The organism is Tannockella kyphosi, assembly GCF_021054785.1.
Taxonomy (GTDB): Bacteria; Bacillota_I; Bacilli_A; order Erysipelotrichales; family Coprobacillaceae; genus Tannockella; species Tannockella kyphosi.
On the sequence record NZ_CP088239.1, the window covers coordinates 904,262 to 928,701 of the forward strand.

The following is a 24,440-nucleotide window of genomic DNA, read 5'->3' on the forward strand; positions in this document are numbered from 1 at the left end:
ATGATTGCAATTATTGGAGCTATGAGTGAAGAAGTAGCAGCTATTAGAGAATATTTAAATGATAGTAAAGAAATAATGTTACAAAACAATCCAGCATGGATTGGGAATGTTGCTGGTAAAGAAGTAATTGTATTACAAGGTGGTATTGGAAAAGTTAATACTGCTATTGTATGTACTTCATTATTTATCGAATATCCTCAAATAAATATTGTCTTGAATATTGGTTCAGCAGGAGGATTATATACTTCTCAAAAAGTAGGAGATGTTGTTATTTCTTCTAAAGTAGTACATCATGATGTTGATGTTAGAGGATTTGATTATCCATTAGGACAAGTACCTGGAAGCTCTTTGTATTTTGAGGCAGATAAAGCACTAGTAGGACTGGCACAATCAGTTTTAAACAAAGAAGAATTAAAGGCTTCTATTGGTATTATTGCATCAGGAGACCAGTTTATTTTTGAAAAGCAACAAGTGGAAATGATACAATCTAATTTCCCTGAAGCACTATGTGCTGAAATGGAAGCTGCTACAGTAGGGCATGTATGTAGTAATTTTAACAAGAGATTTATTATTGTACGTTCATTAAGTGATGTCTTTGGTGGTGAACCTTCAAATATTCAATTCAATGAATATTTAGAGATTGCTAGTAAAAACTCAGCAAAATTGTGTGTTGCAATTATTCAACAATTATAATGAAAAATATAGAATTATTAGCTCCAGCAGGTAGTTATGAAGCATTTATTGCAGCTATCCAAAATGGAGCTAATGCTGTTTATTTAGGTGGAAATGATTTTAGTGCCCGAGCATTTGCTACTAACTTTACAAATGAAGAAATTGTAGATGCTGTTCGATATGCCCATCTAAGAAATGCAAAAGTATTTGTAACAGTAAATACTTTATACCAAGATGATCAATTTTTAAAATTATATGAATATATTACTTTTTTGTATAACAATCAAGTAGATGCCCTTATCATTCAAGATATTGGACTATTGCATATGGTAAAAGAATGTTTTCCTGATTTAGAGGTTCATATGTCAACCCAAGCAAGTATTTATAATAAAGAAACAGCCCAATATTATGAAAAGTTAGGTGTTGATCGAATTGTTTTGGCAAGAGAAAATACGATAGAAGAAATTAATGAAATATGTACTTCAACAAATTTAGATGTTGAGGTTTTTGTTCATGGTGCTCTTTGCATGGGGTACTCTGGACAATGTTTGTTTAGTAGCTTTTTAACTGATCGAAGTGGTAATAAAGGATCATGTTCACAACCTTGTCGATTACCATATCGACTTACTCTAAATGATAAGGATATTAGTTTAAAAAATACATTTTTATTATCTCCAAAAGATTTATGTACTATTGAACATGTAGATAAACTAATAGAGTCCGGAATTCATTCATTTAAAATAGAAGGAAGAATGAAAAGACCGGAATATGTAGCAACAATTGTTAAACAATATCGTTTAGCTATCGATACTTATTTAAAAAGAAAATCACTTGATCAAACAGAAATGATGATACATAAAATGAAGACAATGTTTAATCGTGGATTTACTAACGGACATATTTTTAGTGAGACCGATTTATTATCAGGACAATTTTCTGGTAATAAAGGTTTAGAAATAGGAAAAATAACAGGCTATTCACATAAGAACAAACTTCTTTCTATTAAACTATCACAAGAAATACATCAAAATGATCGTATTCTTTTTCATAGTAAAGATCTCCCTAGGACAATAACAAAGTTATATTATCAAGGTCGTTTAGTTAATAGTGGCAAACCAGATCAAATAGTTCAAATAGAAATGAATCAAAATATTCCAATCGATGAAGTTGTGTATCGTATTTATGATATTCATGAAATTAAACAAGCAAATCAATCGTATCAAATAGAAACTATTAAAATACCTATCACCATGAAATTCACTGTTGAAGATCAGTATCCTGTTTTATGTGCTGAATATAGTGGCATTGTTGTATCTTACACATCACAATCGAAAATAGAAAAAGCAATAAAAACGGAACTTTCTATAGACCGTATTGAATCACAATTAAAAAAATTAGGTAATACAATATATACTTTAAAAAATGTATTTATTGATTTCCCTACGGGTTACACTTTTTCTATTAAAGAATTAAATGAAATGAGAAGAATTATTATTGAAAAACTATCTCTAAAGAGATTAGAAGTATATCCTCGTAAGTCTAAAAATGATTTCATGATTGTCTCTAAACAAAAATATCAAACTGATTTTCAGTATGTACTAAAAGTCACTTCTCTTAGTCAATTAAAAACAGTAGTTAATTATAGTGTAGAAGAAATCTATTGTTCAATGGAAGAAGATATAAACCAAGCTTTTACATGTTTTGAAGAACATAATAAAAAGATATGTTTCTATACTGATTTTTTAACAACAAGCAAAACAATATTAAATTTCATAAACAGTGGACACATCCATAAAGTCCACAAAGTAATGGTAAGTGATATAAGAGCATATCAACTTTTAAAAGAGCATGTGACATGTGTATTGGACAGTAATCACAATATTTATAACTCTTATGCCTTAAAACACTTTAATCAAAATGATGTCGTTCTATCAAAAGAATGTAGTGATATACAAATTAAAAATTTGAACTATAGCCAATCAGTATATATGTATGTATATGGTTTTATGGAAGTAATGACATTAAAACACTGTGTTATTAGTAATCATTATTATCAAAAAAAGGTAGTCGGATGTAATGCTTGTTTGAAAGGTCAATATAGTATTAGTGATGGTAAAAAAACTTTTAAAATAAAAGTGGATTCATCATGTAATAATCATATCTATCATTATCAACCAATATATAAAAAGAATATAAAAGAACTAGGTGTAAACTATGGTATCTTAGATTTTACTTTTGAAAGTGATGAAGAAATAATAAATGTATTAAATGAGTTTTCTATTTATTAGTGACAAAACATAGAAAATTCCGATATTTTCTATGTTTTTCTTCTTTTTTATGACAATATATTTATTAGGTAATTTCTAAAATAATAGACATATTTGCATTATTTCAAAAAAATATTGTATTTTTCTTTTGAAAATGCTAAAATTTTGATAGGAGGTAGATATATGGCAATAGATCTAGAACTTGCAAAAAGATTAAAATCATATCGTAACTTTAAACATTTAACACAAAAAGAAGTGGCAACATATTTAAATGTTCCTCATTCAGCAATCTCAGATATTGAAAACGGAAAAAGAGATATTACTGTAGAAGAATTAAAAATATTCTCTCATTTATATGGTCGTAGTGTAGAAGAAATAATGAGTGGTAAAAAATATGATTATTATAATATCGCTAATATTGCAAGATTACTAACGGAACTACCTGATTCAGACTTAAAAGAAGTTATGTTTATTATTGAATATAAACGTAAACGCAATGAAGAAAGACAAAAACAAAAATAGGTGATTCATCATCTATTTTTGTTTTATTAATAAATATTTTATTTTATTCATCGTATCTCGTCCATTTTTTAGCACTTTTTTGCTACACTCATCATGGGTTATGTGGTGATAAAATTGGACATCAATATTATTGTCAATGGTAACGATGGCATAGGTTCCAAATCCATAACTAGCACGATTAATCATTAAACTTCCTGGATTGATAATTGTTATTGCATCATTTTTGTAATAACTAGGAATATGAGTATGGCCATGCAAACATAAATCAATATCATTTTTCAACATATAAGATTCAATCATTTGATAATCAGTATAAACATTATGTTTATGTCCATGTAAAATTAATATTTTTTTTCCACCTATTGAAATGATTTTTTCCAAAGGAAAATAATCATCATCATGATTACCTAAAACAACATGAAATTTTTTCAATAAAGGATCACTGGCTTTTAAAGAAGAATCCCCACAATGAATATATGCATCCATAGCAGGATGTTTTTTTATCACATTTTCTAGAATTTCATTCTCTAAATGAGAATCACTTACAACTAATATTTTCATTTCTATACCTTCTTTTTTTTATTATAGCATATGCTTTTCACTTTTGCTAAAATTCTTTTTTTTCAAAAGAAAGTGTTTACAAAAGAAGGTTTTATTGTTAAAATTAATTTATAGAAAAAAGGAGTGTATGAAAATGAAAAATATTTTATTAGTTTGTTCGGCTGGTATGTCAACAAGTTTATTAGTAACAAAAATGGAAGGTGCAGCTAAAGAAGCTGGAATCGAATGTAAAATTTTTGCATTACCATTCTCAGATGCACCAAGAGTATTAGAAGAAGTAGACTGTATCTTATTAGGACCACAAGTTAGATTCCAAAAAGCTGCAATTGAAAAATTAGCTGAAGGACGTAAAGGTGGAGCAATTCCTGTTGATGTAATCGATATGAGAGATTATGGAACAATGAATGGTAAAGCTGTATTTGAAGCTGCTTTAAAATTATTAGGAGAATAATTCAACTAGAAAAGGGGAGGCATTTGCTTCCTTTTTTATTTTACAGATTGTATACAAAATATGTTTTTTTTTACTTCCTTGTATGATATAATATTAAAAATTTAGGAGGGATAAGAAATGGAAAAAGGAATTATTACAGTTGTTGGTGCTGACCAAGTAGGTATTATTGCCGGAGTTTGTACTTTCTTAGCAAAACATGAGGTTAATATTTTGGATATTTCTCAAACAATCATAGAGGGTTATTTTAATATGATGATGGTTGTGGATATAAATAACATTAAGGATGATTTTGGAAGTGTTAGTAAAGAAATGGAAGAGTATGGAGATGAATTAGGGGTTATTATTAAATTACAACATGAAAATATCTTTCATCAGATGCATCGTGTGTAGGAGGGATTATTGATGATTAATATTTTTGAGGTTAATGAAACAAATAAAATGATTGAACAAGAGAATTTAGATGTTCGTACAATTACGTTAGGAATTAGTTTGTTAAGCTGTATGGATGGTGATGTGGATGTAGTATGCCAAAACATTTACAATAAAATTACTACGTACGCTAAAGATCTTGTTTCAACAGGGAATGATATTGAAAAGAAATATGGAATTCCTATTGTTAATAAAAGAATTTCAGTTACACCAATTGGTTTTGTGGGAGCAAGTTGTTGTAAAACAACAGATGATTTTGTTAAAATAGCAAAAGTGTTAGATCGTTGTGCAAAAGAAACCGGAGTTAATTTTATCGGTGGGTATAGTGCAATTGTAAGTAAAGGAATGACACCTGCTGAAGAGTTACTAATCCGTTCTATACCAGAAGCAATGAAAGTAACAAATAATGTATGTAGCTCAGTAAATGTTGGTTCTTCAAAAACAGGAATAAACATGGACGCTGTTAAGTTAATGGGAGAAATTATTAAACAAACAGCCCAATATACAAAAGATAATGATTCTATTGGTTGTGCTAAGTTGGTTGTTTTATGTAATGCACCTGATGATAATCCTTTTATGGCTGGAGCATTCCATGGTGTTAGTGAAGCTGATTGCATTATCAATGTTGGAGTTAGTGGTCCTGGGGTAGTAAAGAACGCTATTGCTACTGCAAAAGGAAAAGATTTTGGTGAGTTATGTGAAATTATTAAAAAAACAGCTTTTAAAATAACACGTGTTGGACAATTAGTTGCTTATGAAGCATCGAAAGCTTTAGATATTCCTTTTGGAATTATTGATTTATCTTTAGCACCTACACCTGCTGTTGGGGATAGTATTGCTGATTGTTTAGAAGGAATGGGATTAGAAAGCGTTGGTGCACCTGGAACAACTGCTGCTCTTGCGATTTTAAATGATCATGTTAAAAAAGGTGGCGTAATGGCAAGTAGTCGTGTAGGGGGTCTTTCTGGGGCATTTATTCCTGTTAGTGAAGATCAAGGGATGATTGATGCTGTAAATAGAGGCGCTTTAACATTAGAAAAATTAGAGGCAATGACATGCGTGTGTTCTGTGGGATTAGATATGATTGCTATTCCTGGTAATACAAGCAATACAATTTTATCAGGGATTATCGCAGATGAAATGGCAATTGGGATGATAAATCAAAAAACTACAGCAGTTCGTATTATTCCTGTTATCGGAAAAGATGTTGGTGAAATAGTGGAATTTGGTGGTTTATTAGGTTATGCACCAATTATGCCAGTAAATAAATTTGAATGTGCTGAATTTATTAATCGTGGTGGTAGTATACCAGCACCAATTCATAGCTTTAAAAACTAAAAAAGACGGATAACGTCTTTTTTAAATATTGGGAGGAATCATTTATGGAATTATATATTTATCAATTAGATAATAATCATTTAGACATTAAGGAATGCTATCAAAGTTATTTGGATGGGGATTTTAGCAAGGTTGCTATGTCATTAATTGAAATGGCCGATAAATACGACTTTTCACAGAACTTATGGCATAGTTATTTAACATATCTATTAGTACATAATGAAAATTGTTTTACACTAGCATTAGAGCGAAAAGAAGATATCTCTTTAAGTCTTGAACTAGTTGTGAAAAACGATCTTGCCTATTTTTATCAATTATTCCAATCTAACATTGAAATCGAAAACAAAGAAATGAACACGCTATTAAAAGACTTTAAAAACACCAAACATATTGTAAATAAAGAAATATTCTCAATTTTACTAGATTTACAAAATGATTTATCACAAGCCAATAATATTCATGATTTTTATAATATATTAAAAAATCATTATATTCATTATGGTGTTGGAAAATATGGTTTAAATAAAGCATTTCGTTATTATGAAAACTCTATTCGTCCAATCATTCATATTGGTAATGAAAGCTTAGATGATTTAATTGGTTGTGTTCGTCAAAAACAAGCACTATGTAAAAATACAGAAGCCTTCTTATTAGGTAAAGAGGCTAATAATGTGTTATTATATGGTGACAATGGGACTGGTAAGTCTAGTAGTATTAAGGCTTTGTTGAATCGATATTATAAAGATGGTCTAAGAATGGTAGAAGTATATAAACATCAATTTATTCAACTACCATCTATTATTCAAGAATTACAATCAAGAGATTATAAATTCATTATTTTTATGGATGATTTATCATTTGAAGAGTTTGAAGTAGAATATAAATATTTAAAAGCAGTGATAGAAGGTGGGTTAGAGAAAAAACCTGAAAATATTCTTATCTATGCTACAAGTAATCGTCGTCATTTAATTAAACAAACATGGGGTGAAAGAAGTGATGATGAAATTAATGTAAATGATGCAAAACAAGAAAAATTATCATTAAGTGCTCGTTTTGGAGAATCTATTTTATTTGCACATCCTGATCGTAAAGAGTATTTAGAAATTATCGATGCACTAGCAGTACGTTATAAACGAATGGAAGACAAAGAAAAATTACATGCTAGCGCTCTTACTTGGGCTATCCGCCATGGTGGATATTCTGGAAGAATAGCAAAACAGTTTATTTTATCTTTAGATTAGAGGAATTATGAAAATATTAACTATTAATGATTTTGATACAGTACAACCATATATAGAAAAAGCAAATTATAAAGGTTATAATTCAAATTTTGTGACATTAATGATGTGGAATCACGAATATCATATTCAATATGATATAGTTGATGATATTTTAATGATGCTTTTAGAATTTGATAATCATCAATTCTTTTCAATGCCTTTTTGCATAAAAGATAAAATACCTCAAGCAATAGAATGGATGAAAGTATATGCTCATGATCATCATATTGAGTTTCGTATAGAATGCGTTACTAAAGATATTCGTGATTATATTCAATCATTATATAAAGATGATTTTTCTTATGTTCAACACTTAGGATATAGTGATTATATTTATGATTTATCTACTTTAGTTTCATTAAAAGGCAAAAAAATGCAAAAAAGACGTAATCATTATAATTATTTTTTAAAACAATATAATAATTTTGTATTTAAAGAAATAGAGGTTGATGATTTTTACAATATTTATCAATGTTTAGAACAATGGTCTACACTTCATCAAGATGATGAAATGGTCAATAGTGAATTTATTGGTATTTCTTATCTATTAAATAATTTAGAAAAATTACCTGTAAAAACAGGATGTATTTATCTAGATGGAAAATTAGAAGCATTTACGATTGGATCATTGTTACCTCATAGTACAGTTCAAATACATGTAGAAAAAGCTAACAAAGATATCCGTGGTTTATATGTTGCTATTAATAAATTGTTTTTAGAATATCATTATAGCGACTATTTGTATGTTAATAGAGAAGAAGATATGGGTATTGAATCTTTACGTAAAGCGAAACAATCGTTGCATCCTATTGATATGATTGATAAATATCGTATTTTTTATAATCAATATATTATTGAAGAAAATGAGGATGCATATAAAGATCAATTGATTGAATTATGGAAAAACAATTTTGATGATGAAGATGATGAATCAACAGAATATTTCTTTTCCTATCATTATCCTATCAATGATTGTTTTGTAATGACCTATCATCAACAAGTAATATCTTGTGTTTTTGTTCATCAATACAATACGGAAGCTGGGTTAGTTAACTATGTGGTGGGTGTTGCTACCAAAATAGAACATCAACATAATCATTGTATGAAACATCTTTTACAACATGTTATGCAATTAGAAAAATTTAAAGATTATCCTTTTTATTTAATGACAGATAAACCATTTGTATATGAAAGCTTAGGATTTCAAGAGTTATATTATAAAAACAAATTACTGATCAACACTTTTGATGATTCAGTTTGTACGTTAGACAATCATAAAGCATCATGTTATGAAATGTTGGATTTATATAATCAAGTAATGACCAATTTTAGTGGCTATCGAATTAGAGATATTGATTATTATGAGTTATTTCTAATTAGAGCTGTTGCTTATAAACAAGTTGTTTTGTGTTATTATCAGGATGATAAATTGGTTGGATATCTGTTGTATTCTATTCAAAATGAAATTGTTATTGATGAAATTATATGCTTAAATTCTAATATTTTTAAACAAATGATACAATCTTTTAAAGGTTTTAATAAATCAATTATCGTTTATTGTGATATTACTAATGATGTAAATTTTAATTATAAAAGAGTTTGTGTTATGTATTCTAATCTAAATATATTGAATTCAAAAAATCCTTTATTTATAAGTGAAATCATGTAATTGTCGATTGTTGTCTAAAAACCTTGACTTATGTAGTACTCCTTATTAAAATGTTAATGAACATTTTGTAAGGAGGTTTTTTATGGATAGAGAATTACATGAGGAATGTGGCGTATTTGCTATTTATGGTAGTAAAAATGCTGCTAGTATGTGTTATTATGGATTACATAGTTTGCAACATCGTGGTCAAGAAGCTGCTGGTATTTTAGTAAAAGATGACTGCGAGTTTAATATACAAAAAGGGGAAGGATTAGTTACTGAAGTTTTTGATACGTCTAGTCTTTTAAAATTAAAAGGGGATGTTGCTATTGGGCATGTCCGTTATTCTACTGCAGGTGGTGGTGGACTGGCAAATGTACAACCACTTTTATTCCGTACAATGCAAGGGTCATTAGGAATTGCTCATAATGGAAATATTGTCAATGCAAACGAACTAAAAAGAGAATTAGAGGCTCAAGGAAGTATCTTTTCATCTACTTCGGATACTGAAATTTTAGGCCATTTAATTAAAAGACAAGAAGGTCATATGATTGATAGAATCTGCCTTTCTTTAGAAAAGCTAGATGGAGCTTTTGCTTTTTTAATTCTAATTGAAAATGCATTATATGTAGCTAGAGATAAATATGGTTTAAGACCTTTATCTATTGGTATCATGCCTGATGGAGCGTATGTTTTTTCTTCAGAAACTTGTGCTTTTGATATTGTTGGTGCTAAATATTTAAGGGATGTGGAACCAGGTGAAGTTGTTCGTGTAAAAAAAGATCAATTACTTACAAAAAAATATACACAAGCTGTTAGTGATACAATGTGTGCTATGGAATATATTTATTTTTCAAGACCAGATAGTGATTTAGATGGGATTAATGTTCATACAACTAGAAAAGAAGCTGGGAAACAATTATTTAGAGAAGCACCAATTGATGTAGATGTTATTATTGGTGTTCCAGATTCTTCTATTTCTGCTGCTATTGGGTATTCTGAAGAAAGTGGTATTCCTTATGAAATGGGGCTAGTTAAAAATAAATATGTTGGTAGAACATTTATACAACCAACTCAAGAAATGAGAGAGCAAGGTGTTCGTATGAAGTTATCTGCTGTTTCATCTATTGTGCGTAATAAAAAAGTAGTGATGATTGATGATTCAATTGTGCGTGGAACTACTTCAAAACGAATCGTTCATTTATTAAAAGAGGCTGGTGCAAAAGAAGTACATGTACGTATTGCTTCTCCAGCGATTAAGTTCCCTTGTTTTTATGGAGTAGATACTTCTTCAATGGATGAACTAATATCAAATAAAATGGATATTGATAAATTATGTACTTATATCGAAGCTGATTCTTTGGCTTTTATTAGTGAAGCAGGGATTAGTAGAGCAATTCATGGAAATAGTACGACTAGTAAATGTAGTTTATGCCTAGCTTGTTTTAATGGGGATTATGTAACAGAATTATATGATTCATTTGAAAATAATTAGTAATATAAAAACCTCAATTCTATTAAGGCTATTGGGGTATAGTATTTACTTAGCTATCAGGTAACTTAGAGCTTTATTGAAAGCCTAAGTTTATAGTGTATATGCAGCAATTTTAGTTGCCGATGCTCTAGGAAAATAATAATTAGTTCTAAGGTATCGACTAATTGGGTTTATTTAAACCTCAAAGTTTATGGGACTTAGAAAATTGTTTTATCACCTACATTTTTGAAAATAACAAGATATTTTATATCTTGTTTTTTTTTATAGGTTAGGGAATGGTGATATCACTTTCTAATACAAATAGTATATGGCTATTACAGACAACTAATAAGATATTGCCAAAATAAAAAGCTATTAGGAATGTAGAATACTATAAACTAATAGCTTATTTTTAGAAATATTGAATGATCGAGAAAAATCAGTACCCAATATAGCCCATTTTTATCGATATAAGTTGAGCTGATTCTATTACTTGTTCAATAATTAATGGTAAATTACGATCATTAAAATCTTGTTTTTTTCCACTAACTGAAATACAAGCAACAGCATCACCTTGATAATCATAAATAGGAGCGCCTACACAACAATGTCCAAGCATATATTCCTCTTTATCCATCGACCATCCTTGTTTACGAACTTTCTTTAGATGTCTTTTGAATTTCTCTTTATCTGTTATCGTATTTTTTGTATATTGTTTAAAAGTATGATTTTCTAATCTTCTTTCTAATTCGATTAAAGACATAGAAGACAATAGACACTTTCCAATAGAAGAGCAGTGAGCTGGTGAAGTATAACCAACATGAGTATATTTAATTGAATTATCAGTTGTATCCAGTTTTTCAATATATACTGTATTATCACCATCTAATATACCTAAGTGAACAGATAAATTTAATTTAGCTCCTAGGGCAGTTAAAACTGGTTTTGCTTCTACTTGAAGTTCTAGATTATTAATAGCATAACTTGCTAGTTCCGTAATCTTAGGCCCCCAACGATATTTCCCTTGTTCATTTTGAAATGCATAGCCATGATTTGTTAAAGTTTTTAAAATACGATAAACAGTACTTTTATTTAAGTCTAAAACATTTCCAATCTCAGTTGGACCCATTGGACTTTCAGATTTTGCTAATAATTCAATAATTAATAATGATTTAACTAGTAAATTTCCTTGATCTGACATAATTACCTCCTATATCTATATGTATCCGCTTACATATATTAACTATGAATTATTTTTATGTAAATAGCAAGTGTTTCACCATGTAAAACAGACATTTTATCATATGAAACATCAAATTTGCAATTAATCTATACTAGAATACAATGAAGTTAACAAGGCGAACGTTACAAACAGAAAGGAAGGTATTCGTATGTTAAAATCAAAAGTAGGGTATAGCAGTTTAGATGATGCAAAAGCAGCAGGGAAAGAAGCTGCATTAATGGCAAAAGGTAGTGAATCAGAAACAAAATTAGCTTATGTATATTGTTCATGTGCATTCGATGTAAAAGAAGTATTACATGGTGTTGCAGAAGTATTACCAACATGTTCATTAGTAGGTAATACATCATTTACTGGTGTAGTAACACCAGGTGGATATATTGGTGGAGATACTCCATTTGTTGGAATAATGACAGTTGGTAGTGAAGAAATGAGCGTTGGAACAGCAATTGTGGAAGCTAGTGACTGTGCTTATAGTGCAGGTGTGAAATTAGCACATGATGCAATGAGTGCAGCTGGAAAAGATGTAGCTCCTAAATATTTCTATATGGTTGCTTCTCCTAAAGAAGAAGAAGATTATTTAAAAGGTATTAGTAGTGTTATTGGTAGAATTCCATTTTTTGGAGGATCTGCAGCAGATAATAGTATTGCAGGAGAATGGTCACTATATGAAGGAGAAACAGTAATTTCAGATGGTTGTGCTGTTGCATTTGTTTATGATGCTCCTGATATGGATAATAAATTCTCTGATGCATATAAAGAAACAGATGATTATGGAGTTATTACTAAAGTTGAAGGTAAACGTGTCTTAATGGAAATTGATGGAAAACCAGCATGTGAAAAATACATGGAATGGACTGGATGTTCTAAGGAAGATGTTAGTGGTGGTAACTTATTAGTAACTACTATTACTTCACCTTTAGGAGTGAAAGATAGATTAGGGGACTTAACTGCAATTAGACATCCAATGAATGGAAATGAAGATGGTTCAATGAATATTGGTAATAATTTAGCAGAAAAAACTTGTATTATTCGTATGGAAGCAACTATTGATGAATTAATTAGTTCTGTTGAAACAACTTTACAAGAATTATTAGATGGATTAGATCATAAACCTAGTGCATTACACTTAGTTCATTGTGGTGGTAGACGTGCTGGTATCGGAGATAGAATTGGAGAAGTTGCTGATATCGTTGCTAAAGTAGCAGGAGATATTCCTTATATTATGGAATTTACATTCGGTGAATATGGATTTGTAAGTGATGAAAATAATACATGTGGTGGATTAATGTTGTCGTTTACAGCATTATAAAATAATAGAAAGAGGATAAGATATGAAAATGATTATAAACGGACTTGCAGTAGAAGCAAGTGATGGAAAAACTATTGATGTAATTAACCCTGCAACTGGAACAGTTGTTGACACAGTGCCATCTGCAACTATTGATGATATCAATAGTGCAGTAGCTTGTGCTAAAGAAGCTCAAAAAACTTGGGCAAAAGTGCCAGTACATGCACGAGTTGATATTATGATGAAGTTCTTAACATTCGTAGAAAGAGATAAAGAAGTATTAGCAAAAACATTATCAGATGAAACTGGTAAAACTATTACGGAAGCTCGTGGTGAAATCGGAAATATACCAATCGCTTTTAAAGCTTTTAGTGAAAAAGCAAAACATTTATATGGAGAAGTAGTAGGGCCTGGATTAGAAGCCGGACAAGAAACAAATATTTTATTTACACAACGTGAACCAATTGGTGTAGTTGCATGTGTTATTCCTTTCAACTTCCCTTGTGATTTATTTGACCAAAAAGTTGCACCAGCACTATTAAGTGGGAATGCAGCAATAGTAAAACCAGCAACAGACAATCCATTGACTTTATGTATGTTAACAGCATTATTAGTAGAAGCAGGTGTAACTCCTGGTGCTATTGAAGTGGTTACAGGTAGAGGATCAGTAGTAGGTGGTGTCTTATGTTCTCATCCAGATGTTCATTTAGTAACATTAACAGGATCAACAGAAGTTGGTATTGAAACAGCTGTAAATTGTGCTAAAAACTTAACACATACAGCATTAGAATTAGGTGGAAATGATGCATTTATCGTATTAGAAGATGCTGATGTTGAATTAGCTGCTTCTGAAGTGATTTGGGGACGTATGTATAATACAGGTCAAGTATGCTGTGCTTCAAAACGTTTCTTAGTGCATAGTTCTAGAGTAGAAGAATTTACAACAAAAGTGATTGAAAAAATATCTGCATTAAAATTAGGAGTTCCTAGTGATGAAACTTCACAACTTGGATGTCTAATTAGCGAAAAAGCAGCAATTGAAATAGAACAACAAGTAAATCTAACAGTAGAACAAGGTGGAACTATTCTATTAGGTGGAAAAAGATCAGGTGCTTTCTATACACCTACAGTAATAGGTAATGTTCCTAAAACTGCAGATGTAGCCAAAGATATGGAAATATTTGGACCAGTTGTACCAATTATTTCATTTGAAACTGTTGAAGAAGCAGTAGAAATAGCAAATGCATCAATTTTCGGATTATGTGGATGCGTATTTTCTGAAAACTCTAAAACAGCTATGAAAGTAGCATATGCATTAGAATGTGGAGGCGCAGTAATTAATGGTGCAAGTTTCTTCCGTTCATTCGAAATGCCATTTGGAGGATATAAATTCTCTGGATTAGGTACAGAAGGTGTTATGAGTACATTTGATGAAATGACAAGAACTAAATCAGTAGTATTAAAAAATATATTAGGATAATAACTAAAAATCACCCAATAGGGTGATTTTTTATGTTTATATGATTAAAAAACCTAAAAGGCTTTTATAAGACACAACTTCGCATAATGTATGTTATGTTATAAAATAGGCATTTTATGCGATAATAAAAGGCTTTTTATAATTAGGATGATCTATAAAAAAGAAAGATCATTACAATCTTTCCTTATTATTTTAATAACTCTAATATAGATTCTCCTATATCAGGCATTTTAACTCCAAAATTCTCTGCAATAGTTGCTCCAATCACACCAAAGCATGTTATATCCTGTAAGTGTCTTGGTTTAATAAATGATTTTGAATACATCAACAATGGAACCATTTCACGAGTATGATCTGTTCCTTTGAACGTTGGATCATTACCATGGTCTGCTGTTAACATTAATAAATCAGTATCCTTTAGATATGCCATTAGTGTTTCTAATTGCGCATCAAAGTCAACGATAGCTTTTCCATATCCAATTGGATCACGACGATGTCCATATACAGCATCAAAATCAACAAGATTTACAAAAGCCAATCCTTCAAAATCTTCTTTCGAAATTTCAATTGTTTTTTCCATACCATCATGATTACTAATAGTTGGAACTTTTCTAGTAATACCATGATCACAGAAAATATCTGGTATTTTACCTACACCAATTACATCAAAATTGTTATCTTTTAAAGTATCTAAAACTGTTTCACTAGTTGGTGCTAACGCCCAGTCATGTCTTCTTGGTGTTCTTTTAAAAGCTCCGGCATGCTTTCCTATGTAAGGTCTTGCAATAACACGACCAACTTTCCAACGTGGATCCATTGCAATTTCACGTGCTATTTCACATGCTTTATATAATTCTTCAATACTTATAATTTCTTCATTAGCAGCAATTTGAAAAACAGAGTCTGCAGAAGTGTATACAATCCAATCTCCTGTCTTGATTTGATGTTCCCCATATTTATCTAAAATTTCAGTACCACTAGCCGCAATATTACCTATCGTTTTTCTACCAGTTTGTTGTTCAAACAAATCAATGAATTCTTGTGGGAATCCTGTTTCAGTGAATGTTACAAAAGGAACTTCTGTTTTCAAACCCATCATTTCATAATGACCAGTCATTGTATCTTTACCATTTGATATTTCTTCTAAACGAACAGTGTATCCTAATTGTTGGTTATGACGATAAATACCCGAAAAATGTCCTAAAGAACCTAAGCCTATACCTTCTAAATTCGGAACATTTAACCCGTTACATGATTTAGCAATACTTTCTAAGGTATTAGCACCCTCATCACCAAAGTCCTTTGCATCTTTTGAAGCACCTATTCCTAATGAATCTAATACAATAACAAAAATTCTTTTATATTTCATAAATAAACCATCTCCTTATATTATTTTTTTGATCTTGGATGAAAATCTTGATATGCTGCTTTTAATGATTTATTAGAAACGTGTGTATATATTGTGGTTGTACTAATATCACTATGTCCAAGCATTTCTTGAATTGAACGTAAATCAGCATCATTTTCAAGTAAATGAGTAGCAAAACTATGTCTTAACGTATGTGGTGTACAGTGTTTATGAATACCACTATTATCAACTATTTTAATCATTGTTTGATAAAAATCATTTCTAGTAATACAAACACCTTTATTTGATATAAACAAATAAGAAGTGGCAGAGTTTATAAACTTTGGACGAACCTCATGAATATATCGTTGTAATAATTGACAAACATATTCACTAATAGGTATCATTCTTTCTTTGTTACCCTTCCCTATTACCTTCATAAAACGCATATGTGTATTCACTTGTTGTATTTTTAATGATAGTAACTCAGAAACACGAATACCTGAAGCATAAAGTAACTCTAACATCACTTTATTACGAAAAGATGAATCATCTTCCTGGTCAATACTATTTAATAATACGGTCACTTGTTCTACCGTTAATACATTTGGTAATTTTTTGCTTATCTTAGGAATTGCAACATTAGCCATACAATTCTTTTGAACATAACCATCCTTACATAAAAAAACATAAAAATTACGTAAAGAAACAATCCGATGTTTAATGGTTGTTGAGCTTAGTCTCCCATAACAATATTCTAAATATTTTTCAATCATCTCTTCATTTATAGAAGATATTTCATCAACATCATAAGTATCTAAAACATAATTTATAAAATCATTTAGATCCCTTTTATATGACAATATCGTATTAGAACTTAATCCTTTTTCAACCAATAAATATTGGAAATATTCCTTTAAAACATCAATATTTTTCATTTCTATCACCTAAAACATTATAACATAAATGCCTATAAATTAAACAAGATATACTCTTGAAATGATAGATAGAATAAAAAGTAATAAGATAACAATAAAATAATCTAAGAAATAATTAATAATGATACTACCTTTAAAGATATCATGACTAACAAATGAAACCTTAAACACATTCACTGATAAAGATAAACATAACATAGAAACAATCAATACAATTACTATTTCTAGTAGTATTTGTGGTAAAACACCTAAAATAAATAGTTCAAAAGATAAACCATTAATAAATAGATTGTAAATTGAAAAAGATACTTGAATTCCTTTTGAATAAATAATAAAAGAATTTAATAGTACTCCCATATAGCTAGTACTAGCTAAAAAAGATAAAAAATAATAAAAAAAACTAATTAAAATATATGTATTTTGATTATCTATATACACTTCTCCACTGATATAAAATAGTTGTCCAAATAAATCAGGTAATAGATTATTGGATCTAGTATAAAAATATACACCAAATAAAAATCCAAAAACAAACAATGTTAAACTATACACAAAAACAATATGATTTAATCCTTTTGATATAAATCTAATAATTTTCATACCCTATCCTCATTTCTTTTTTATATTTATATGAATAAATATAAATAACATTACAGATAGTATTATAAAAACCATATAAATCATGTGATTTATATGGTTAATGGAACAATGATTGATAATTATTCATCAAATTCTAAATATTTTTTTTGAATATCTGATTTAATTAAATCACTTGCTTTTATAAAAGAAGTGCTATTTTGTTTTTTATTTAAAGATTCTAACAATAGATCTGTTTTTGTTTTATCGTCCTTTTTATCTTGATAGGTAAATAAGGATAATTGTTCATGATGATTTTTTCGTTCTATTGTTTGTTGTAAACTGATGCCAAGCAAACGAACAGGTCTACCATTATAATGTTCATCAAATAATCTTTTTGCTGTTGCTACAATGACTTCGTATTCATTAGTATAGCCTGTTAATGTAACTTGTCTATTCAAGCTTTCAAAACGTGTATATTTTATTGTTATTGAAAGTGTATTACTAATTAAATCTCTTTTAATAGCACGATTAGAAACCTGTCTTGCTAAAGAACTTAATATATCGTATAACTGTTCTTCATCACTCGTGTCTTTTGGTAAAGTAGTAGAATTTCCAACAGACTTTAATTGATTACGTGAAGCATTGACTTTGCTTTGGTCAATTCCATTTGCTTTTCGATAAAGAATTAATGCATTTTTACCAGTTATTGATCTTAATAAATCATAATTCTTCTTGTTAGCAATATCTTTGATAGTATAAAATCCTAATTGTTCTAATTTAGGATATGTTTTCTTTCCAATACCAAACATATCTTGAATCGATAAAGGCCATAATTTTTCTTGATAATTACTCTTGGTAAGTACCGTTATTCCATTTGGTTTTTTCATATCACTTGCCATTTTTGCCAGAAATTTATTAGGAGCAATGCCTATTGAAACATTAATTTTTAATTGATTATAAATCGTCTCTTGTAGTTGCAAAGCTACATACTCAGGATCAACATTCTGACTTACAATATATTCTGTCATATCAACATAACATTCATCAATGCTTGCAACTTCTAAAACATCACTAAAAGTAGAAACAATCGAAAAGAATGATTGTGATAAATGTCGATATAGTGTAAAATCAGCTGGCTTTACTATTAAATCAGGGCATAATTTTAATGCTTGAAATAAAGGCATAGCAGAATGAATACCTAAAGCACGAGCTTCATAGGATGCAGTAGTAATAATACTTCGCTTTGATTTACCACTTACTACTAGTGGTTTACCCATTAATGAAGGATCACGAGTAATCTCAGCACTTGCATAAAAAGCATTAATATCAATATGAAATATAATTTGCATAGTAATTTCTCCTTTGAAAAATTATAACACTATCAATTCTTAAAATAAATTATTTTTACGTGCATTTATTGTTTTGTGTTCTAAACGTAGCTTATCTGCAATCATTGCAATAAACTCTGAATTAGTAGGCTTCGATTTTGTAGCACTGACTGTATACCCAAATATTTCATCGATTGCATCCGTATTTCCTCTATTCCATGCTACCTCGATAGCATGACGAATTGCTCTTTCCACTCTTGAAGAGGTTGTACTATAGTTTTTTGCAATATTAGGATATAAGACTTTTGTTACTTGTCCTAGCAGTTCAATATTGTAATAGGTTGATAATATCGCAGTTCTTAGATACATATAACCTTTTATATGAGCAGGAATACCTACTTCATGTAGAATTTCTGTTATTTCATTTTCAATTTTAACTTTTTGATACTTTGTTGACTCTTCTTGATTTTCTCTTGAAACATGTAATGTTTTTGAATTAGTAGTCATTACTTTTAAAGTCATTGTAACAAAACTTTGTAAGTCAAAAGGCATTTTAAAACAATAATCAACATTTAATTTTTCTAAAGAATCACACATGATTGGGTTTAAAAAATTTGTTATACATATTAATTTTCGATATGCATTAGGATTTACCTCTTTTAATTTGGTAATTACTGTAATTCCATCTATGTGCGTTAACATAAGGTTTGTAATAAATAAATCGATTTGATTTTTAGCTAAATCATTTAAACACATCGTTGAATTAGTACTACTCCCTACTACTGTAAAATGACTATTTTCTAAGACTTCTTGCATTCTAACTAATAATTCTTTGTTTTCTTCTAAAATGTAAACTTTATATTTTTCCATAATCTTCCTCCGTTTTATCCTCACCAACACGTTTATTATATAATTTACATATTCCTATTTTTAATACTTTTCATTGATTTGACATCTTTTTTGTTTAAAACGAATTATTAATTAATATAAACCTAAATATTCCAACAAATTATTTACTATAATGTCGAACTAAATTTAACAATGTAGTATTATAAGATGTAATATATGCTATAATTTTAAAAAAGGAGATACTATTATGACAGAACAATTACTGTATGATATGATTTTATATTTTGAAAATGATCCTAAAAGAATTCATCATTTAATAAAAGTTTATGAGTTTGGAAAGCTTATTGCTAGAAATGAAAATTTAGATAAAAAAACAATTCAAACAATTGAATTGGCTTGTCTTATCCATGATTGTGGTATTAAAATAGCAGAACGGTTAGAACATTCTAGTGCTGGTCCTTTACAGGAAAAATATGGACCTGAAATTGTTTACCAACTACTATCTAACTATCCTCTTGAAGATGATATTAAAAATCGTATTGCTTATCTTGTAGGCCATCATCATACTTATATCAATATAACTGGATTAGATTATCAAATATTAGTAGAAGCTGATTTTTTAGTTAATATATTGGAAGATAATATGACTATTGACCAAATAAACCTTATTAAAAATAATATTTTTAAAACTAAAATGGGTATTTTTCTATTAGATACTTTATATTTAAAATAAAAAGAAATGTTTTCACATTTCTTTTTATTCAATATTTAATTTATTTAATAATTTATAAAACTGTTCAATTTCATCTTTAGACATATTTTCAAACACAATACTTGCATGATTTTTGATTTTTCGATCTAATACAATAGCAATATTTTCACCTAGTTCTGTTAGTTCAATTAAATTCTCATTATTAATAACACCTGAATTTTTCTTTATTAAAGAATCTCTTACTAATTTTTTTAATGCTTCACTAACAGCCTGTGAAGATATATTTGAATATTTTGCAATGGTTCTTTGGTTTAAAGAACCATTTTTTAATAAGATGCGTAAAATATTTCTTCCAGTACTACTGATTTTATCGATATAGTTTGAAAAATCATCATCTTTATGAATATTCTTTTTTTGTTTTGTTATTAGTTCATAGGTTGCAAAAAACTTTCCTAATACAATATCATTATCCATTCTATTGTCCTCTAATCTAATTTATCTTTTCCAGTATATAAACTATAATATTTACCTTTTAATGCTAACAATTGTTCATGATCACCAGATTCAATAATTTGACCATGTTCTAAAACAAAAATTTGATCTGAATTTCTTACAGTTGATAAACGATGTGCAATAACAAATGTCGTACGATTCTCCATTAGACGATCTAAGGCTTGTTCTATATGTCTTTCCGTTCTTGTATCTACAGAACTAGTCGCTTCATCTAGCACTAAAATAGGTGCTTTTGAAATAGCAGCACGAGCAATATTTAATAATTGTCGTTGTCCTTGGCTTAAATTAGCTCCATCCCCTTCTAATAAAGTATCATACCCATTTTCTAATCTTCTAATAAAACGATCTGCATTTGCAGTTTTCGCTGCTTCAATAACTTCTTGATTCGTTGCATCTAATCGACCATAACGAATATTTTCCATTACTGTACCCGTAAATAAGTGTGTATCTTGTAATACCATTGCAATATTTTGACGTAACACATCCTTATTAAACTCTTTAATAGATACACCATCTATCATTATATCACCATCTTCAATATCATAAAAACGATTAATTAAATTTGTAATAGTAGTTTTTCCAGCCCCAGTAGATCCTACAAAAGCTATCTTTTGAGTTACATTTGCTTTTAATGAAATATCTTTTAATACTAATTTATCCTTATGATAACCAAAAGAAATATGATCAAACACAATTTGATTAACACTATCAATATTATTAATACAATTCTCCATGTTAGCAACCTCTGGTTCTTCATCCATTACTTCAAATACACGTTCTGCCCCTGCTAAAGCAGCAAAAACAGTATTTATTTGCATAAAGATATCATTAATAGGTCTACTAAAGCTTTTAGAATAAGCAACAAATATTGTATATCCACCAATATCAAAACCATTATAAATACAAAGCATTGCTCCAGCAAAAGCAGTAATCATATAACTACAAGAACTTAAAGAACCCATTATTGGTCCTAAAGTACCAGATAAAAATTGTGCTTTTAAAGATTTTTGAGTGTAATCCATATTAAACTCATCAAAAGTTTCAAGCATTTCTTCTTCATGATTAAAAACTTTTACTACCTTTTGACCAGTAATACTTTCTTCAATAAAACCATTTAATCGCCCTAATACTTTTTGTTGACCACCATAATAATGCATGCTCTTTTTAGAAATAATAGTTGATAAATAACTAAATACAGGCAATATTAATAACGTTAAAACCGTTAATAAAACATTCGTATAAAACATGATAATAACAGTTGTTGTTAATGTAATAACACCTGAAACGATTTGAACACAAGTTGTTGATAACATTTGACTAATGGCATCCACATCATTTGAGAAACGACTCATTAAGTCTCCATTATTATTAGAATCAAAATATCGTAAAGGTAATTTTTGTAACTTATTATACAAATCACTACGTAATTGTTTTAATGATCCTTGAGCTACATATAGCATAATACGAGATTGCAAATAATAACAAATTACTGCAACAATATAAACACAAGCCATAATCATTAAATCTTCCATTAAAGCACTTAATCCTTCTTCTAAAACAACTCCATTAATAATTGGTCGTAATAAATAAGTAGCAATAATAGTAAAACTACTATTAATAATAATACATATAAAAGCAAGAACTAATAACATTTTTTTCTCACTCAAATACTTCCACAAACGTTTTAAAGCTTTTTTGTGATCTTTTACTTCCGCTTTTACTTGCATTCCTCTTGGACCACCAGCTTGTGTTATAGGAACAGGTCTATTATTAGCCATTTGACACTACCTCCTCACTTCCAACTTGAGAGTGGAATATTTCTTGATAAGTAAGACATGTATTAATTAAATCATCATGTTTACCAATTGCTTCAATCTTACCATCATTCATAACAATGATATTATCAGCATGAACAATCGAACTAACACGTTGTGCAATAATCAATTTTGTAGAATTTTTCAATTCATTATTCAAATGATGATTAATAACAGCCTCTGTAGCAGTATCTACAGCACTAGTAGAATCATCAAAAATAAATATCTTTGGATTCTTTAACATTGCTCTAGCTATGCATAGACGTTGTTTTTGACCACCAGATAAGTTAACCCCACCTTGTTCAATAAAAGTATCATATCCAAACTGACTATTATCAATAAAATCAGTAGCACTAGCCCACGATGCAACTTGTTGCAATTGTTCCATTGAAGCTTCTTTATCACCCCAACGTAAATTTTCAGCAATACTACCAGTAAACAATCGATTACTTTGTAAAATTACAGCAACACCATCTCTTAAATTTTTAAGAGAATAATCTTTAACATTAATATCATCAATATAAACAGCACCACTATCCACATCATAAAGACGAGGAATTAAATTAACAAGACTTGTTTTACCACATCCTGTCGATCCAATGATCCCAATTGTTTGTCCTGCTTCAATTGTAAAAGATACATTTTCTAACACATCTTCACTATTGTTCTTATAGTATTTAAAACTAACATTCTCAAAACAAATCTTCCCATTCATCACGGTTTGACTTGATAAATCATTTTCATAATCAATGATATCAATATCTGTATCTAATACTTCAGAAACACGTTTTGCACTAACTAATGCTCTAGAACACTGTAAAAACATCATTGCTATCATATTTACTGAAATTAAAATTTGAGCCAAATAAGTAACTAATGCACTTAAATCACCAATTAATAATGTATCAGATTGCACTAAAACACAACCAAACCATAATAAAGCAATACTTGCCATATTAATAAAGAATGTCATTAATGGCATTTGTAAAATAGTAATTAAATAAGCTGAAATACCAGCTTTTTCTAATTCTTCATTCACTGACTGAAAACGATCATTTTCATAAGTTTCTCTAGTTAATGCTTTAATAACACGAATATTAATTAAAGTTTCTTGTACTTTTGTATTTAAGCCATCCACCTTTTCTTGTAATGCATCAAATTTTTTATAAGAAAATGCAATTGTTAAAATGATAACACCTGATAATAAAGGAACAATAATAATAAAAATAAACGCTAATTTAACATTAATTTGAAAAGCCATTATAATAGATCCAATCAACATCCCAGGTGATCGAAACATCATTCTAAGACAATAAACTACTAATTGTTGTAACTGTGTAATATCATTCGTTAAACGAGTAATAAGTGACCCTGTTGTAAAATCATCGATATTTGCAAAAGAAAACTGTTGAATCTTTTGAAACAAATCACGACGAACATCATTCGCAAAATACACAGAAGCTCTAGTAGCACAATAAGATGCACCAACCCCTCCACATACTGCAAAAACAATATGCACGGCAATAAGACCTGTCAATGCAAAAACCTGTTGAGAATCATTTAATAATATCCCTTCATTGATGATTCTAGCTGCTAGTAAAGGTATTTGAATATCACAATACACTTCAATAATCATCAATAAAGGAGATAAAACAAAGAATATCCAGTAAGGCTTAATATATTTAAAATATTTTTTCATACTTCCC

The 24,440-nt window shown here is 29.2% G+C and carries 22 protein-coding genes; 12 read left to right on the top strand and 10 right to left on the bottom strand.

Translation table 11 applies throughout. The features are described 5' to 3' along the window. The 3 genes from LRR82_RS04635 (at position 1) to LRR82_RS04645 (ending at position 3,461) form a co-directional block, all read left to right on the top strand. Complete coding sequence (locus tag LRR82_RS04635) at positions 1–693, top strand: 5'-methylthioadenosine/adenosylhomocysteine nucleosidase (protein ID WP_249030360.1); 693 nt, start codon at positions 1–3, stop codon at positions 691–693. Further along, complete coding sequence (locus LRR82_RS04640) at positions 693–2,960, top strand: peptidase U32 family protein (protein WP_249030361.1); 2,268 nt, start codon at positions 693–695, stop codon at positions 2,958–2,960. Before LRR82_RS04635 ends, LRR82_RS04640 begins: the two co-directional genes overlap by 1 nt. 162 nt (positions 2,961–3,122) lie before the next feature. Beyond that, complete coding sequence (locus LRR82_RS04645; RefSeq protein WP_249030362.1) at positions 3,123–3,461, top strand: helix-turn-helix domain-containing protein; 339 nt, start codon at positions 3,123–3,125, stop codon at positions 3,459–3,461. Between the two features lie 12 nt (positions 3,462–3,473). Here LRR82_RS04645 and LRR82_RS04650 read toward each other — a convergent pair whose 3' ends face one another. Next, complete coding sequence (locus tag LRR82_RS04650) at positions 3,474–4,022, bottom strand: metallophosphoesterase family protein (RefSeq protein ID WP_249030363.1); 549 nt, start codon at positions 4,020–4,022, stop codon at positions 3,474–3,476. Between the two features lie 133 nt (positions 4,023–4,155). Here LRR82_RS04650 and LRR82_RS04655 point away from each other — a divergent pair, with 133 nt between their 5' ends. The 6 genes from LRR82_RS04655 to purF all read left to right on the top strand — a co-directional run bounded on the left by LRR82_RS04655 (position 4,156) and on the right by purF (position 10,663). Further along, a complete protein-coding gene (locus tag LRR82_RS04655; protein WP_249030364.1) occupies positions 4,156–4,473 on the top strand; it encodes a PTS sugar transporter subunit IIB in 318 nt (105 codons plus the stop codon). Positions 4,474–4,590: 117 nt separating this feature from the next. Then, positions 4,591–4,863: an ACT domain-containing protein gene (locus LRR82_RS04660; protein WP_249030365.1), complete on the top strand. Its 273-nt coding sequence runs from the start codon at positions 4,591–4,593 to the stop codon at positions 4,861–4,863. Between the two features lie 12 nt (positions 4,864–4,875). Then, on the top strand, positions 4,876–6,240 hold the full coding sequence (locus tag LRR82_RS04665; RefSeq protein WP_249030366.1) for a PFL family protein: 1,365 nt from the start codon (positions 4,876–4,878) through the stop codon (positions 6,238–6,240). A gap of 44 nt (positions 6,241–6,284) precedes the next feature. After that, a complete protein-coding gene (locus LRR82_RS04670) occupies positions 6,285–7,481 on the top strand; it encodes an ATP-binding protein (protein WP_249030367.1) in 1,197 nt (398 codons plus the stop codon). Between the two features lie 7 nt (positions 7,482–7,488). Further along, positions 7,489–9,189 carry a GNAT family N-acetyltransferase gene (locus LRR82_RS04675; protein WP_249030368.1) on the top strand — a complete coding sequence of 567 codons (1,701 nt, stop codon included), beginning with the start codon at positions 7,489–7,491 and terminating at the stop codon, positions 9,187–9,189. An 82-nt stretch (positions 9,190–9,271) separates the two neighbouring features. Beyond that, the gene (gene purF, locus LRR82_RS04680) at positions 9,272–10,663 is read left to right on the top strand and encodes an amidophosphoribosyltransferase (RefSeq protein WP_249030369.1); all 1,392 of its coding nucleotides are present in this window, start codon (positions 9,272–9,274) and stop codon (positions 10,661–10,663) included. A gap of 418 nt (positions 10,664–11,081) precedes the next feature. Here purF and LRR82_RS04685 read toward each other — a convergent pair whose 3' ends face one another. Beyond that, positions 11,082–11,843 carry an IclR family transcriptional regulator gene (locus LRR82_RS04685; protein WP_249030370.1) on the bottom strand — a complete coding sequence of 254 codons (762 nt, stop codon included), beginning with the start codon at positions 11,841–11,843 and terminating at the stop codon, positions 11,082–11,084. Positions 11,844–12,033: 190 nt separating this feature from the next. Here LRR82_RS04685 and LRR82_RS04690 point away from each other — a divergent pair, with 190 nt between their 5' ends. Both LRR82_RS04690 and LRR82_RS04695 read left to right on the top strand, forming a co-directional pair. After that, complete coding sequence (locus LRR82_RS04690) at positions 12,034–13,194, top strand: FIST signal transduction protein (RefSeq protein ID WP_249030371.1); 1,161 nt, start codon at positions 12,034–12,036, stop codon at positions 13,192–13,194. A 22-nt stretch (positions 13,195–13,216) separates the two neighbouring features. Next, positions 13,217–14,653: an aldehyde dehydrogenase family protein gene (locus LRR82_RS04695; protein WP_249030372.1), complete on the top strand. Its 1,437-nt coding sequence runs from the start codon at positions 13,217–13,219 to the stop codon at positions 14,651–14,653. 187 nt (positions 14,654–14,840) lie between these two features. Here LRR82_RS04695 and LRR82_RS04700 read toward each other — a convergent pair whose 3' ends face one another. From LRR82_RS04700 to spo0A, 5 genes are all read right to left on the bottom strand, one after another. Next, positions 14,841–16,022 carry a phosphopentomutase gene (locus tag LRR82_RS04700; RefSeq protein WP_249030373.1) on the bottom strand — a complete coding sequence of 394 codons (1,182 nt, stop codon included), beginning with the start codon at positions 16,020–16,022 and terminating at the stop codon, positions 14,841–14,843. Between the two features lie 20 nt (positions 16,023–16,042). After that, positions 16,043–16,939: a site-specific tyrosine recombinase XerD gene (gene xerD, locus LRR82_RS04705; RefSeq protein WP_249030374.1), complete on the bottom strand. Its 897-nt coding sequence runs from the start codon at positions 16,937–16,939 to the stop codon at positions 16,043–16,045. Positions 16,940–16,978: 39 nt separating this feature from the next. After that, positions 16,979–17,539 (bottom strand): stage II sporulation protein M, encoded by a 561-nt coding sequence (locus LRR82_RS04710; protein ID WP_249030375.1) that lies wholly within the window; start codon positions 17,537–17,539, stop codon positions 16,979–16,981. A gap of 119 nt (positions 17,540–17,658) precedes the next feature. Then, positions 17,659–18,867, bottom strand: a complete 1,209-nt coding sequence (locus LRR82_RS04715) for a DNA polymerase IV (RefSeq protein ID WP_249030376.1) — start codon at positions 18,865–18,867, stop codon at positions 17,659–17,661. A 39-nt stretch (positions 18,868–18,906) separates the two neighbouring features. Next, positions 18,907–19,716: a sporulation transcription factor Spo0A gene (spo0A, locus tag LRR82_RS04720; RefSeq protein WP_249030377.1), complete on the bottom strand. Its 810-nt coding sequence runs from the start codon at positions 19,714–19,716 to the stop codon at positions 18,907–18,909. 226 nt (positions 19,717–19,942) lie between these two features. On the opposite strand from spo0A, the gene LRR82_RS04725 reads away from it, so the two are divergent. Further along, entirely contained in the window at positions 19,943–20,428 is a 486-nt protein-coding gene (locus tag LRR82_RS04725; protein WP_249030378.1) for an HD domain-containing protein, read from the top strand. 24 nt (positions 20,429–20,452) lie between these two features. On the opposite strand, the gene LRR82_RS04730 is transcribed toward LRR82_RS04725, so the two are convergent. Genes LRR82_RS04730 through LRR82_RS04740 form a run of 3 tightly spaced genes read right to left on the bottom strand, consistent with a single transcriptional unit; the run spans position 20,453 to position 24,433 of the window. Beyond that, positions 20,453–20,881: a MarR family winged helix-turn-helix transcriptional regulator gene (locus tag LRR82_RS04730; protein ID WP_249030379.1), complete on the bottom strand. Its 429-nt coding sequence runs from the start codon at positions 20,879–20,881 to the stop codon at positions 20,453–20,455. Positions 20,882–20,892: 11 nt separating this feature from the next. Further along, positions 20,893–22,698: an ABC transporter ATP-binding protein gene (locus LRR82_RS04735; protein WP_249030380.1), complete on the bottom strand. Its 1,806-nt coding sequence runs from the start codon at positions 22,696–22,698 to the stop codon at positions 20,893–20,895. Further along, positions 22,691–24,433, bottom strand: a complete 1,743-nt coding sequence (locus LRR82_RS04740) for an ABC transporter ATP-binding protein (protein ID WP_249030381.1) — start codon at positions 24,431–24,433, stop codon at positions 22,691–22,693. The genes LRR82_RS04735 and LRR82_RS04740 overlap by 8 nt, the downstream gene beginning before the upstream one ends. Positions 24,434–24,440: the final 7 nt, after the last annotated feature.

Excerpts from the sequence above, each read along its gene's own strand:
- LRR82_RS04695 (WP_249030372.1), top strand. The coding sequence starts at position 13,217 with ATGAAAATGATTATAAACGGACTTGCAGTAGAAGCAAGTGATGGAAAA.
- LRR82_RS04735 (WP_249030380.1), bottom strand. The coding sequence starts at position 22,698 with ATGGCTAATAATAGACCTGTTCCTATAACACAAGCTGGTGGTCCAAGA.
- LRR82_RS04650 (WP_249030363.1), bottom strand. The coding sequence starts at position 4,022 with ATGAAAATATTAGTTGTAAGTGATTCTCATTTAGAGAATGAAATTCTA.
- xerD (WP_249030374.1), bottom strand. The coding sequence starts at position 16,939 with ATGAAAAATATTGATGTTTTAAAGGAATATTTCCAATATTTATTGGTT.
- LRR82_RS04715 (WP_249030376.1), bottom strand. The coding sequence starts at position 18,867 with ATGCAAATTATATTTCATATTGATATTAATGCTTTTTATGCAAGTGCT.
- LRR82_RS04675 (WP_249030368.1), top strand. The coding sequence starts at position 7,489 with ATGAAAATATTAACTATTAATGATTTTGATACAGTACAACCATATATA.
- LRR82_RS04710 (WP_249030375.1), bottom strand. The coding sequence starts at position 17,539 with ATGAAAATTATTAGATTTATATCAAAAGGATTAAATCATATTGTTTTT.
- LRR82_RS04690 (WP_249030371.1), top strand. The coding sequence starts at position 12,034 with ATGTTAAAATCAAAAGTAGGGTATAGCAGTTTAGATGATGCAAAAGCA.
- LRR82_RS04670 (WP_249030367.1), top strand. The coding sequence starts at position 6,285 with ATGGAATTATATATTTATCAATTAGATAATAATCATTTAGACATTAAG.
- LRR82_RS04730 (WP_249030379.1), bottom strand. The coding sequence starts at position 20,881 with ATGGATAATGATATTGTATTAGGAAAGTTTTTTGCAACCTATGAACTA.
- LRR82_RS04640 (WP_249030361.1), top strand. The coding sequence starts at position 693 with ATGAAAAATATAGAATTATTAGCTCCAGCAGGTAGTTATGAAGCATTT.
- LRR82_RS04725 (WP_249030378.1), top strand. The coding sequence starts at position 19,943 with ATGACAGAACAATTACTGTATGATATGATTTTATATTTTGAAAATGAT.
- LRR82_RS04645 (WP_249030362.1), top strand. The coding sequence starts at position 3,123 with ATGGCAATAGATCTAGAACTTGCAAAAAGATTAAAATCATATCGTAAC.
- LRR82_RS04660 (WP_249030365.1), top strand. The coding sequence starts at position 4,591 with ATGGAAAAAGGAATTATTACAGTTGTTGGTGCTGACCAAGTAGGTATT.
- LRR82_RS04665 (WP_249030366.1), top strand. The coding sequence starts at position 4,876 with ATGATTAATATTTTTGAGGTTAATGAAACAAATAAAATGATTGAACAA.
- spo0A (WP_249030377.1), bottom strand. The coding sequence starts at position 19,716 with ATGGAAAAATATAAAGTTTACATTTTAGAAGAAAACAAAGAATTATTA.
- LRR82_RS04685 (WP_249030370.1), bottom strand. The coding sequence starts at position 11,843 with ATGTCAGATCAAGGAAATTTACTAGTTAAATCATTATTAATTATTGAA.
- LRR82_RS04655 (WP_249030364.1), top strand. The coding sequence starts at position 4,156 with ATGAAAAATATTTTATTAGTTTGTTCGGCTGGTATGTCAACAAGTTTA.
- LRR82_RS04740 (WP_249030381.1), bottom strand. The coding sequence starts at position 24,433 with ATGAAAAAATATTTTAAATATATTAAGCCTTACTGGATATTCTTTGTT.
- purF (WP_249030369.1), top strand. The coding sequence starts at position 9,272 with ATGGATAGAGAATTACATGAGGAATGTGGCGTATTTGCTATTTATGGT.
- LRR82_RS04700 (WP_249030373.1), bottom strand. The coding sequence starts at position 16,022 with ATGAAATATAAAAGAATTTTTGTTATTGTATTAGATTCATTAGGAATA.
- LRR82_RS04635 (WP_249030360.1), top strand. The coding sequence starts at position 1 with ATGATTGCAATTATTGGAGCTATGAGTGAAGAAGTAGCAGCTATTAGA.